This window comes from Rhodococcus sp. Q1 (assembly GCF_004153645.1).
Taxonomy (GTDB): domain Bacteria; phylum Actinomycetota; class Actinomycetes; order Mycobacteriales; family Mycobacteriaceae; genus Rhodococcus; species Rhodococcus gordoniae.
Genome location: NZ_SDMJ01000001.1, coordinates 32,600 through 44,587, shown reverse-complemented (window position 1 = coordinate 44,587; position 11,988 = coordinate 32,600). Strand labels below are relative to the sequence as shown.

The following is an 11,988-nucleotide window of genomic DNA, read 5'->3' as shown; positions in this document are numbered from 1 at the left end:
TCCTCACCCTCTACGCCGCCGTCCTCTGGTGCGTTCGCTTCGGGTGGGGCGCGGCCCGAGTTCGTAGGGGATCTTCAGGATGTGGCGGGTCTTGGCATCGATGTCGCAGTTGCCGAAGGCGACGGAGTGAAGGATACCGTTGTAGACCAGATCCCACAGGTCGGGGTTGCGCTGAATCTCGCTGATCTTGAACGATTGGATTTTGTTGCCGTGGGCGTCTTTCAGTCGCAGGACACGACTGGGCCCATCAGCGGAGAAGCGGATGCGAGTGAGATGGTAGGTATCGACCCAGCTGTCGTGCCATTGGACCCAGGTGGCACCGGCTGCAGTCCAGTGGTTTCCCTTGCCGAAGAACAACAATAGTGAACTTCCAGGGATGATGACCCACATGATCCACCAGTGGATCCAGCGAAAGTCTCCATTGATGACGGTGAGGTACACGACCAAGATTGCCGCTATGAGGAATGCGCCGATGTATCGGTCGCGCACGGTGGGCTGGAGCCATTCGAGAACGGGGCCGAGATGCTCCGGTGCATCTGGTGGGTTCCGTGGGTTGCGGTCGAGCGGTGTGTATTCCGTGCCGTGGTAGATGCGGGGCGCCCGGGGTGGGCGGGGTTCGCCTGTGATCGAATCCGGCATCGGTGGTAGGTCGGCAGCGTTCACCCTCTACGTCCCCGTCCTCTGATGCGCTCGCTACGGGTGGGGCGTGGCCCGAGTTCGTAGGGAATCTTCAGAATGTGGCGGGTTTTGGCGTCGATGTCGCAGTTGCCGGAGGCGACGGAGTGGAGGATGCCGTTGTAGACCAGGTCCCACAGGTCGGGTTTCGTTGGATCTCGCTGATCTTGAACGAGTGGATCTTGTTGCCGTGTGCATCTTTCAAACGGAGAACGCGGTTCGGCCCGTCGGCTGAAAATCGTATGCGGGTGAGGTGATAGGTGTCAACCCAATCGTCGCGCCACTGCACCCAGGTGGATCCGACTGCGGTCCAATGGTTTCTGGTGGCGCCGAACATCACCCACGCACCCACAGCCATGATGACCCACATGACCCACATGTGGGTCCAGCGAAGGCCTCCGTCGACAAGGGTGAGGTACGCGACCGAGATGCCCACGATGAAGAGCGCGCTCGTGTACTGGTCACGGGCGGTGGGCTGGAGCCATTCGAGAACGGGTCCGAGATGTTCCGGCGCTTCCGGAGGCTTCCGTGGGGATCTGTCGGTCGGCGTGTGCTCGATTCTCTGGTAGATGCGTGGCGCACGGGGTGGTCGCGGCTCTCCGGTATTCGGATCCGGCATTGCGGGTAGATTCACAGCGTCACCCTCTACGCCGCCGTCCTCTGATGCGTTCGCTACGGGTGGGGCGCGGCCCGAGTTCGTAGGGAATCTTCAGGATGTGGCGGGTCTTGGCGTCGATGTCGCAGTGGCCCGACGCGACGGAGTGGAGGATGCCGTTGTAGACGAGATCCCACAGGTCGGGGTTGCGCTGGATCTCGCTGATCTTGAAAGAATGGATCTCGTTGCCGTGGGCATCCTTCAGCCGAAGAACGCGGCTGTAGCCGTCAGCGGAGAATTGGATGCGGGTGAGTTTGTATGTGTCGACCCAACTGCCGCGCCACTGCACCCAACTGACACCGGCTGCTGTCCAGTGGTTTCCGGAGGCCCGGAACATGATCCATGGGAAGAGCGCGAGCAGACCCCATGCCCACCATTCGAGGACCCAGCTGAAACCCCCTGCGCTGATCGTCCCGAATACCGCGAGTAGTCCGGCGAGCATCGCGGCATCGCCGTACTGGTCGCGAAGGGTGGGCTGGAGCCATTCGAGTGTGGGTCCGAGGTGATCCGGTGCCTTCGGTGGGTTTCGGGGCAGTCGGTCGGTCGGTGTGTACTCGGTGCCGTGATGGATGCGCGGTGCGCAGGGTGGGCGGGGTTCCCCGGTGATCGGATCAGGCATCTGAGGCAGGTCGGTTGCATTCATTCGTGACCTCAGAACAGGTTTCCAACCCAGCGGGCTGCGGAACCCGCCGCACCGGAGATGTCGTCCCAGTGCTCGATCACTTCACCTACACCGAACGCTACCCCGACTCCGGCGCCAACTGCCAGCAGTGTCACGGGTCCGCCTGCTGCGCTGGCAAGAATCAGTTCGGTCGCAACTGTTCCCGCGACGAAACCTCCCACGTTCTTGGCTACCGCCTCGACCGCCTCGGTACTGTCATCGGCATTGCTGACATCGTGGAAGGTTTGCCATCCAGTCAAGGCCAACCCGACAACAGGAATTTTGGCTCCGATTTTCGAGAGGGCCGACCCTTCCGGAAGGAAGCTGTCGACGTTCTTTCCGAACAACTGGACGAACTTGTTGTCGCCGAGCCCGGCAAGCAGTCGAGAGTTCTCCGCAGCGAACCGTGCAGCATCGTCCGCTCCGCCTTGGAAGGCTCGAACAGCCCTGGCGGCTGTTGCTTCAGGGTACGGATCGCCAAGTCGCGCCGCTTCGGCAGCAAGCTCACGCAGCCGGGCGAGGGTCGCACCTCGCGTAGCGGCTTCGTTGCCCCATTTCGACAGCTCGGAGACTGTCGTCGCTATGTATCCGCCCACGGTATGCGCCAAGAGCCATTCCCACTGGGCTTCTGCGTCCTTCAGGATCGTCGTTGGCCCGCGCAAGGCTTCCGCGAGCGCGCTGTGCGCCCCAGTTTCGGCCGCGCGACCTTCCGTAACGAACCCCGCAGCCGCCTCGTAGGCTGCGATCTGTTTCGCCCGAAGTACCTGGGGTGCAATGTCGTACGAGTTCGGATCGACGTTGAGTGGCTCACCGATCCCGACGCCGAACTCCACGGGAATACCGGCTTCCGCCGCTGTCGCCTCGGCCTGCGACATGCGTGACCGGACGGTGACGAGTCCGTCGGCGAATGCGCGTAAAGCAGCGGCGATCACGTCGATCTGGTCTGCGGCCTCGGTCGTCCCCGTGATGATGCGGTCGAGCGTCGTGCGGAACGCATCTCCCGCAGGGCTTCTGAATTCGTACTCGGACTCGGTGCGTCCGTCGCGCGCCGCCTGCAGTCGGTCGTGCACACCCGTGGCGAGGGCAGTGAGCGAATCCGCGCATGCGTAGCAGGAGGTGGGGTCGCCGAAGACTCGGGTGTCGAGGCTCATCCCTCACCGGCCTTCGCCATCTCCTGAGCAGTGTGCGACTCGGCGTCCTGGTAGGCGCGCAGACTGTCCTGGGTGGCGTCTGCTGCATCGGCCAGCGACCGGACCGCCGCGTCCAGCGCGGAAGCAATCGACCCGAGAGTGTCGACGAGCAGTGCGGTGGCGGCACCTGCGTCGGGTATCGGTGCTGGATCGGATCCGAGTTCGTCGATTCCCATCGCTCCGGTCGCCAGGTGCTTCGCGACCGCGTCGAGGTCGCCGATGTCGATGCTCACCGGGTCTCTCTCCTGCCGAGTGGGGCCTCGAACGGACGGTCGTCGTCCCCGACCGGGGGTGGCGGTGGTTGTCGGCCGTCGAGCAGGACCACGTCGTACCCGGTGGTCCGGTGGATCTCCTGCAGCCCTGTGCTGTCGACGCCCATCCACGGCTGCTGCGGTCCGCAGCAGCGGGCCAGTTCCTTCGGTGAGGTGTAGGCGGGCAACGCCAGCCGGCCGTCGGGCAGTGTGCGCATCTCGAGCCGAACGTGCCCGGAACTGTCGCGGCGTCGGATCGGCACATACAGAACGTCGCTCATCGAATCCCCCGATTCCGTCGTACCCCCCGTACGACTCGCCGCGACCTTACCGTAGCGGCGATGAGTTTCCGGCTCCTGCCCGGTCGGTATCTGCGACAGAACCGCTGCCCACCTACCAGGAGGCCGTCATGAACACCTTCACCGCATCCACCACCGGCACCCGCGACGACATCGCCGCGGCACCCTCACGCGCCGCCCGCATCGCAGGCCTGATCGTCAGCGGCCTCGTCGTCCTGTTCCTGCTGTGGGACTCGATCATCCACATCGCCAACGTTTCGCAGGTGCAGGAAGCGATGGCCGATCTCGGGTTCGACCCGAGCCTCAACCGGGTGTTCGGCGTCGTCCTACTCGTCTGCCTGATCGCCTACGTCCTGCCGCCCACCGCGATCCTCGGCGCCGTACTCCTCACCGGCTATCTCGGCGGTGCTGTCGCGACGAATCTGCTCACCGAACAGCCCATCGTCAGCACGACTCTCTTCCCGATCTACACCGGAATTCTGGTATGGGGTGGATTGTGGTTGCGCGACATCGGAGTTCGTCGCATCATGCCGGTTCGCCCGTCGCGGTGACGACGACGAACGGCCCCACCTCGGTCACGGTGAATCGGGGATCGTCGAACAGTTCCTTGGGGAAGGTCACCGTGTACCGCCGCACATTGGGATCGTTCGGGTAGACGTCCTCGGCCAGACGCAGCGTGTAGCCCTCGGCGCCCTGTCGGAAGACGACGGCGTCGGGGGCTCTCCATGGCAGCTCCTCCCACGCGGCGAGCAGTTCGCCGGGGGAGGAGAGCTCCGACCACTCCTCGATAGCTGCGGCCCGCGCGGAGAACTCCGCCAGCGGGTTGGCGTAGTGCGAGGTCAGGGCCTGGAAACCGAAGTACGGGTAATAGGCGAGGAAAGACGTGTCGGCCGTGAGGACCACGTGGTCGTCACGCTCGCCGCCCAACTGCGACAGCAGGACGTCATCCACCTCGGCGTAATAGGACGCGGCACCGGCGGGTCGCTGATCGGCGCGTTCGCCCGACCCGTCGGTATCGGTGTAGGCGACGGTGATCTCGCCGGCGAGTACCTGCGGAATGTTCTGCGCGAACGCCAGCGCACCCAGAGCCCCCACTGCCACGAGCACCCGGCGCACGCGCGGGTTCTCGCTGGTGGCCAGGCTGATCCACCGCGAGAAGTCGACGAAGGCGAATGCGCCTGCCGCAGCGAGCAGTACGAGCAGGATCACCTCGAGCCGGAACGCGAGCAGGGTGTTGCCCACGGCGGTCGACGCCATCGACGCGAGGTACCAGAGGTAGACCGCGATCACCCCGAGGCCGAGCGCCTGCGCCCGATGCGACGACGACGCCCGGCCCACGAGCCACACGGTGCCCAGCAACGACAGCAATCCGATCAGGGACATGTGGAACATCGGCAACGGCAGTCGCGCACCGGCATCGGGGAGATAGTGGGTCGCGGTCCCGGACTCGGACGGGGGATTACCGCCCAGCACGTCGAACACGAACGGCGCCCACACGATCAACGCGACGAGCACCGCGATCGACGCCATCACCACGAGACGGACGAGCACCGGGAGGACCGCGCGCCACGACCCGGTGGCGCGACGCGCGAGGTACGCCGCGACGACGGCCATCACCGTCACCGCGAACGCCGCGATTCCGAGATAGAGGGTGTAGAAGGTCGCGGCGAGACCGAGGAACAGGCCCGTCCCCACGACGGCACCCCAGCCCTGTCGTCCCCGGCCACCGCGTGTAGCGGGCAGGAAACCACCCCAGGCCAGCACCAACGCCGGCGCGACCAGCACCGCGATCACCGCTCCGTAGGGTTCCGGCGAACCGTAGGCCAGCACGACCAGCGTCGTCGCGGTGGCGGCGAGCACCGCCAGATCGGAGCGGACCAGTTCGGACCACAGCACCAGCGCGACGACCGCCGCGACCGCCAGCGAGCCGATCGCATACGGCTTGAACGCTTCCCAGCCGTCCATACCCAGCAGATTCGCGACACGGCCACCGATCCAGAACCACCCGGCCGGATAGAACGACGGCAGGTCGGCGTAGTTCATGTCGCGCAACGCCGCGCTGTCCGTCAGTCGCGTGAGGAACTGGGTGCGGAACTCCTGGTCGACGGAGATGCCGTGCAGGTAGAGGCGGGTCGCGGCGAGCGGCATCCCGAGGGTCGCGGTGACCAGACCCGACAACGCCGCCCACGACAGCACCCGCGCACCCGTCACCCATCTGCGGCGACGCAGCAGATAGATCGACAGACCGAGCACGGCGAGTGCCGCGAACTGCATGACGGTGGTGACGGCCTGCGTCACGTTCGACGAATTGAACGCAGGCCACTGCACTCGGGCGAACGCGAACAGCCCCACCGCGGACACGACGATCGCGACGACCACCGCCATCGTGAGACGGCCTGCGGTCGTCGCGATCTTCCGGAGTGGGGCGACGGGAATGGTGGTGCTGCTCGCGTCTGTCACAGGAGCCGAGCCTACTGACACCACCGGTACCGGCAGGGGATCAGATGGGCAGCTTGCGGAAGATCGCGCGCGGCAGGTGACGCAGCACGATCATCACGAACCGGAAGGTGCCCGGCGCCCAGACGATCTCCTTGCCGCGATCGGAGGCCGCGACAGCGAGCTTCGCGACATCTTCCTTGTTCACGGTGAGCGGGGCCTCGTCGACGTGCGCGCTGAACTGCGTGCGCACCTGGCCGGGGCGCACGACGGTCACGCGCGGCCCGAACGGGCGCAGCGCCTCACCGAGTCCGAGGAAGAAGCCGTCGAGGCCGGCCTTGGTGGAACCGTAGACGAAGTTGGCGCGCTTGACGCGCTCGCCGGCAACCGACGACATCGCGATGATGCGCCCGAAGCCCTGCGCCTTCATCTTCTCGCCCACCAGCACACCCACGGAGACGGCGGCCGTGTAGTTGACCTCCGCGACCCGCACGGCCTTGCTCTGGTTCTGCCACAGCTCCTCGGCGTCGGCGTCCAGACCGAAGGCGACGATCGCGATGTCGACGTCGCCGTCCTTCCACGCCTGGTCGATGACGGCCGGGTGGCTCGCCGTGTCGAGCGCGTCGAAGTCGATCAGGTCGACCTGCGTCGCACCCGCGGACTTCGCCTGGGCGACGGCGTCCTCACGACGCGGGTCGCCGGGCAGGGCCGCGAGGATCACGCGGGCCGGTGCCTTGCGGAGGTACTCCTCGACGATGGCCAGGCCGATCTCGGAGGTGCCACCGAGCAGCAGCAGGGTCTGGGGATTGCCGACGGCGTTGATCATCAGTGGAGTTCCAACCTTCTGGACATATCGGAGGCGAAGACGTTCGTGGGGTCGACGGAGCGGCGCACCTTCAGCCACTCGTCGATCCGCGGGTACATGGCGTGGAAGGTCTCCGCGTCGGTCCGCGAATCCTTCGCGGTGTAGAGGCGACCACCGAACTCGAGGACCCGCTTGTCGAGTTCGCGCACGAACTCGTTCAGGCCCGGCTTGATCCGGAAGTCGACGCAGATGTTCCAGCCGGGGATGGGGAAGCTGAGCGGAGCCTTGTTCCCTTCACCGAACAGCTTGAACACGTTGAGGAACGAGTGATGTCCCGACGCCTGGATGTCGCGGATGATCTTCTTGAACTCCTCGACCGCTTCCGGCGGCACCACGAACTGGTACTGCAGGAAGCCGTTGGGTCCGTAGCCGCGGTTCCACTCCCCGAACAGGTCGAGGGGGTGGTAGAACGCCGTCAGATTCTGGACCTGGTTGTCGGCGTTCTTCGTCTTCCGGTAGTACAGCTCACCGATCACCGAGAAGTTGAACTTGTTGGCCAGCCCGTTCGGGAATACGTCGGGCAGGGTCAGCAGGGTCGGCGCGTCGAACTTGAGCGGGTCCTTCTGCAGCTTCTTCGGCAGCTGGTCGAGCTTCGCGAGGTTGCCTCGGGAGACTGCGGCGCGGCCGAGCTTCGGCTCCGGCGAGATGGCGTCGAACCATGCGCTGGAGTAGTCGTAGTTCGCTTCCGAACCGTCGCTGTGCAGGGCGATCGTCTCGTCGAGCGACTCGGTGCGGCGGCTGTCGGCGATGAAGTACGCCGTCTCCGTGGGGGTCATCTCGATGGTCGCGCGCAGAATGATGCCTGTCAGACCCATTCCGCCTACGGTCGCCCAGAACAGCTTGGCGTTGCGCCCGGTGGGGGTGCACGTGCGGACCTGGCCGTCGGCGGTGAGCAGGTCGATGGACTTGACGTGGTTGCCGAAGCTGCCCGCGCTGTGGTGGTTCTTGCCGTGGATGTCGGCACCGATCGCACCACCGATGGTGACCTGGCGCGTGCCCGGCAGGACGGGCACCCACAGACCGAACGGCAGCGCGGCGCGCATGAGCTGGTCGAGGCTCACACCACCGTCCACCACGACCTTGCGGGAGTCACGGTCGATGCTGTGGATCTTGTTCAGCGCCGTCATATCGACGACGAGCCCGCCCGCGTTCTGCGCGGGGTCGCCGTAGGAGCGTCCGAGCCCGCGTGCGATCACGCCGCGCCGCAGGTGCGACGGCTTCGACTCGTTGTCTTCCGCGACCCGCGCGACCGCCTTGGCGATCACTTCGACGTCGGGGGTGGACAGCACCTCTGCGGTGGTCGGCGCGGTGCGCCCCCAGCCGGTCAGGGTGCGGGTCTGGGTGGGGAGCGGCTCGCTCGCCTGCTCCGTAGCTGTCGTGGACATCGGGGTAAAGGCTACCCGTGGGTCCTGGTCACCCGGCAAGATGCTGTTCCTCACGGGCGTTACCCTCGTCTGCGTGCCGGAATCCCACGACCATGTGCAGCCGCTGCCGGAGCATCACGCCCCACTGGCTCCCGAACTGCCGTTGACCGATTCGACGGCCGACGAAGCGCTGGACCTGAAGACGCAGCTCACGCGGTTCGTCCTGACCGGCGGGTTCTCGGCGATCGTCGACTACGGCCTGTACGTCCTGCTCATGGCGCTGGGTGTGACTCGCGACGTCGCGAAGGCCCTGTCGTTCGTGGCCGGCACCACCACCGCCTACCTGATCAACCGCCGCTGGACCTTCAAGGCCCCGCCCAGCCGCGTCCGTTTCGCCGCCGTGGTGGTCCTCTATGCCGTGACCTTCGCCGCACAGGTCGGCATCAACCGCGTACTCAACGAATCCCTCGGCGACGAGTGGTGGGTCACGCCCTTCGCATTCGTCGTCGCTCAGGGCGTCGCGACGGTGATCAACTTCGTCGTCCAGCGGGTCGTGATCTTCCGCCTCCGCTGATCTGGTTGGTTCGACGGCGATATACACGGTCGGACCAACCAGATCCGAGCCGTGTGGAACCGGTCCGGCTCCGGCGGCGTCGAACCGGATATGTCACGCTCCCGAGCACACGCGATCATGGCCAGGCAGGACGGTGTCGTCACCCGCGATCAGGCGGTGCGGTGCGGTCTGAGCATCGCAATCATCGATCACTACGTGCGGTCGGGTGAATGGGTCTCACTGGTTCCCGGTGTGTATCTCCGTGCCGATCGGGAGCGGACCCCTTCGGTGCACCTTCGCGCCGCCGTCTACGGTGCGGGACGTGCGGCGACGGCATGGGGTCCGAGCGCTGCGTGGTGGCACGGAATCCTCGACCGACCGCCGGCGCGTCATTTCGTCACCGTCCCGCATTGCCGGGCGATCGTGAGGAACCGCAGCGTGCAACTGCGTCGCAGGGACCTCCCCGCCGACGACGTCAGGATCGTCCGCGGCCTGCAGGTCACAGGTGTACCTCTCACGGTGTTGGAGGCAGCGGTCGAGCTGAAAGAGGGTTCCGTCCTCATGGACAGAGCACTTCAACGACACACGTCGTTGGCTCTGCTGGAGCGGTCCCACCTGAGGAATCCGGGACGTCGTGGGTCGCGCGCTGCGGAGAAATTGTTGTGCACCGCCCGGGACGGCGGGCATTCCCAGGCCGAACGCATCTTCCATCGGGTGCTACGTCAGGCAGGGTTCACCGGCTGGCGTGCACACGTGATGAGCTGTGGATACGAGATCGACGTGGCGTTCGAGACCGATCGGGTAGCGATAGAGATCGACGGCTGGGCGTGGCATCGCGACGCGGAGCGTCATCGTCACGACACCGCACGACAGAACATCCTGATCAACGCGGGTTGGCATGTTCTGCGATTCACCTGGCACATGCTGACGCAGGACCCGGACGGGGTGGTCGGACAGATTCGTGCGGCACTCGCTCGGTGATCCGGTTGCTTCGACCGCGCCAACCGCCGTCGAAGCAACCGGATCGGGGCTATCGAGCGGTCCAGCCGGCGACGCCACGCACGAGCGTGAAGCTGACATTGCCGTCGATGGTGACGTATGCGGAGATCTTCCCGGCTCCGGTCTCCGAAGGAAGCAGGTTGCTGTTCGCCGGCACCTTCCCGCGCTCACCCGTGGTCTCGTTGTGCCAGTGCACGGTGCACGGGCAGAACGGGGAGCCGATACCACCGACCCACAGCGGCAGTTCGGGGGAGGCGGGGTCGGTTCGGAGCACAATCGGCGCGTCGATGAAAGGTGTTGCATTACCGGCGTATCCGCTCGAGCCCGTATCGAGGTACATACCCACCGTATTGGTGAACGACGTCCAGCCCGGGTCTGCGGAGGCGGTGGAAGCGCCGGTGACAACGAGACCGGCTGCGACGGCGGCCGTGATGCCGGCGCTCGTGACGCGCCGAAGGGTTGCATTCACATTCACAGTAAGGTCCTGACTGTTCGGAAATCGGCAAGGGCGCACTGTGAGAGCTATCGACAAGCGGGCCGGGATGTTACAAACCGTTACTCGTTCCCTGGAAGTGCGGGAGACGACCCGCGTCGCGGGCGTCGGCCAGGGTGGGTGCCGCCCGGTCCTTCGCCGACAGTTCGTAGGTCAGCGACCTGCCGTCAGGTCCCGTTGTCGGCCAATCGATCCCGATCTCCGGATCGAGCGGGTTCACCTCGTGCTCCCGGTCGGGGTCGTAACCCGTCGAGCACAGGTAGACGACGGTCGAGTTGTCCTCGAGGGCAAGGAAACCGTGACCGAGGCCCTCGGACAGGAAGATCGCGCGGCGATCCTTCGTGTCGAGCAGCACCGAATCCCACTGGCCGAAGGTCGGTGACCCGACCCGCAGGTCGACGACGACGTCGAGCACCGACCCCGACACGCACATGACGTACTTCGCTTGTCCGGGAGGCACATCGGCGTAGTGGATGCCGCGCAGTACCCCGGCGGCGGAGACCGAGCAGTTCGCCTGCGCCAACTCCAGGGGCCGGCCGGAGGCGTCGGTGAAACTCGCCTGCTTGAACCATTCGAGGAACACGCCCCGGTCGTCGCCGAACTGTTTCGGCGTGATCTCCCACGCCCCGGCGATCGTCAGTTCGCGGTACTGCAACCTAGCGGTCCTTTCCTCGTTCGAGCAGATCGAGCAGGTAGCTGCCGTAGCCCGACTTCACCAGCGGCTCGGCCGCGGCGCGCAGTTGGTCGTCGTCGATGAACCCGAGACGCCACGCGACCTCCTCGGGCGCACCGATCTTCAATCCCTGACGTTGTTCGATGGTGCGCACGAAGTTCGACGCGTCGAGCAGCGAGTCGAAGGTGCCGGTGTCGAGCCAGGCGGTACCGCGCGGCAGCACCTCGACCTGCAGTTTCCCCGCTTCGAGGTAGGTGCGGTTGACGTCGGTGATCTCCAGTTCGCCGCGCGCCGACGGCTTCAGCGACCGGGCGATCTCGACGACGTCGTTGTCGTAGAAGTACAGCCCCGGCACCGCGAAGTTCGACTTCGGGTCGTCGGGTTTCTCCTCGAGCGACAGGGCGCGGCCGGTGGAGTCGAATTCGATCACCCCGTAGGCCGACGGATCGGATACCCGGTACGCGAACACCGCACCACCGTCGATGTGAGCGAACCGTGTGAGCTGGGTGCCGAGGCCGGGGCCGTAGAAGATGTTGTCGCCGAGGATCAATGCGACCGGCTCGGTGCCGATGTGGCCGGCGCCGAGCACGAAGGCCTGCGCCAGTCCGTCGGGCGACTGCTGAATCGTGTAGGTGATGTTCACCCCGAACTGCGAGCCGTCGCCGAGCAACCAGCGGAACTGCTCGGCGTCGTGCGGGGTGGTGATCAGGAGGATGTCGCGGATCCCGGCGAGCATGAGCGTCGACAGCGGGTAGTAGACCATCGGCTTGTCGTAGACGGGCACGAGCTGCTTGCTCACGCCCTGGGTGATCGGATGCAGACGCGAGCCCGTCCCACCCGCGAGGATGATTCCGCGCATGCCGGACAGTCTCGC

15 protein-coding genes are annotated in these 11,988 nt (G+C 65.7%); 3 read left to right on the top strand and 12 right to left on the bottom strand.

Annotated elements, in window-relative coordinates; all coding sequences use genetic code 11:
- Positions 1-3 precede the first annotated feature (3 nt).
- The 6 genes from EQ874_RS00225 to EQ874_RS00200 form a co-directional block, all read right to left on the bottom strand.
- Positions 4-663 (bottom strand): hypothetical protein, encoded by a 660-nt coding sequence (locus tag EQ874_RS00225; RefSeq protein ID WP_242496584.1) that lies wholly within the window; start codon positions 661-663, stop codon positions 4-6.
- Between the two features lie 67 nt (positions 664-730).
- Positions 731-1,309, bottom strand: coding sequence for a hypothetical protein (locus EQ874_RS00220; RefSeq protein ID WP_242496583.1), 579 nt, complete (start codon positions 1,307-1,309; stop codon positions 731-733).
- 4 nt (positions 1,310-1,313) lie between these two features.
- Positions 1,314-1,973: a hypothetical protein gene (locus tag EQ874_RS00215; protein ID WP_230810402.1), complete on the bottom strand. Its 660-nt coding sequence runs from the start codon at positions 1,971-1,973 to the stop codon at positions 1,314-1,316.
- An 8-nt stretch (positions 1,974-1,981) separates the two neighbouring features.
- Entirely contained in the window at positions 1,982-3,142 is a 1,161-nt protein-coding gene (locus EQ874_RS00210) for a hypothetical protein (RefSeq protein WP_129974868.1), read from the bottom strand.
- Positions 3,139-3,414, bottom strand: coding sequence for a hypothetical protein (locus EQ874_RS00205; RefSeq protein ID WP_129974866.1), 276 nt, complete (start codon positions 3,412-3,414; stop codon positions 3,139-3,141). Before EQ874_RS00205 ends, EQ874_RS00210 begins: the two co-directional genes overlap by 4 nt.
- Positions 3,411-3,713, bottom strand: coding sequence for an SAV_915 family protein (locus EQ874_RS00200; protein WP_016931458.1), 303 nt, complete (start codon positions 3,711-3,713; stop codon positions 3,411-3,413). The genes EQ874_RS00205 and EQ874_RS00200 overlap by 4 nt, the downstream gene beginning before the upstream one ends.
- A gap of 128 nt (positions 3,714-3,841) precedes the next feature.
- On the opposite strand from EQ874_RS00200, the gene EQ874_RS00195 reads away from it, so the two are divergent.
- Positions 3,842-4,282 (top strand): DoxX family protein, encoded by a 441-nt coding sequence (locus EQ874_RS00195; protein ID WP_006553458.1) that lies wholly within the window; start codon positions 3,842-3,844, stop codon positions 4,280-4,282.
- Here the strand turns inward: EQ874_RS00195 and EQ874_RS00190 are convergent.
- From EQ874_RS00190 to EQ874_RS00180, 3 genes are all read right to left on the bottom strand, one after another.
- Entirely contained in the window at positions 4,257-6,116 is a 1,860-nt protein-coding gene (locus EQ874_RS00190) for an arabinofuranosyltransferase (RefSeq protein ID WP_129975880.1), read from the bottom strand. The genes EQ874_RS00195 and EQ874_RS00190 overlap by 26 nt on opposite strands.
- A gap of 115 nt (positions 6,117-6,231) precedes the next feature.
- A complete protein-coding gene (locus tag EQ874_RS00185; RefSeq protein WP_006553461.1) occupies positions 6,232-6,993 on the bottom strand; it encodes a decaprenylphospho-beta-D-erythro-pentofuranosid-2-ulose 2-reductase in 762 nt (253 codons plus the stop codon).
- A complete protein-coding gene (locus EQ874_RS00180) occupies positions 6,993-8,417 on the bottom strand; it encodes an FAD-binding oxidoreductase (RefSeq protein WP_019290337.1) in 1,425 nt (474 codons plus the stop codon). The genes EQ874_RS00185 and EQ874_RS00180 overlap by 1 nt, the downstream gene beginning before the upstream one ends.
- A 40-nt stretch (positions 8,418-8,457) precedes the next feature.
- Here EQ874_RS00180 and EQ874_RS00175 point away from each other — a divergent pair, with 40 nt between their 5' ends.
- Together EQ874_RS00175 and EQ874_RS00170 are read left to right on the top strand one after the other, a co-directional pair.
- Positions 8,458-8,970: a GtrA family protein gene (locus tag EQ874_RS00175; protein ID WP_242496645.1), complete on the top strand. Its 513-nt coding sequence runs from the start codon at positions 8,458-8,460 to the stop codon at positions 8,968-8,970.
- A 90-nt stretch (positions 8,971-9,060) separates the two neighbouring features.
- Positions 9,061-9,930, top strand: coding sequence for a DUF559 domain-containing protein (locus EQ874_RS00170; protein WP_129974864.1), 870 nt, complete (start codon positions 9,061-9,063; stop codon positions 9,928-9,930).
- A gap of 49 nt (positions 9,931-9,979) precedes the next feature.
- Here EQ874_RS00170 and EQ874_RS00165 read toward each other — a convergent pair whose 3' ends face one another.
- The 3 genes from EQ874_RS00165 to rfbA form a co-directional block, all read right to left on the bottom strand.
- Positions 9,980-10,417, bottom strand: a complete 438-nt coding sequence (locus EQ874_RS00165; RefSeq protein ID WP_016931465.1) for a hypothetical protein — start codon at positions 10,415-10,417, stop codon at positions 9,980-9,982.
- Between the two features lie 76 nt (positions 10,418-10,493).
- On the bottom strand, positions 10,494-11,096 hold the full coding sequence (gene rfbC, locus EQ874_RS00160; RefSeq protein ID WP_129974862.1) for a dTDP-4-dehydrorhamnose 3,5-epimerase: 603 nt from the start codon (positions 11,094-11,096) through the stop codon (positions 10,494-10,496).
- A 1-nt stretch (position 11,097) separates the two neighbouring features.
- A complete protein-coding gene (gene rfbA, locus EQ874_RS00155) occupies positions 11,098-11,973 on the bottom strand; it encodes a glucose-1-phosphate thymidylyltransferase RfbA (RefSeq protein ID WP_129974860.1) in 876 nt (291 codons plus the stop codon).
- Positions 11,974-11,988 lie beyond the last annotated feature (15 nt).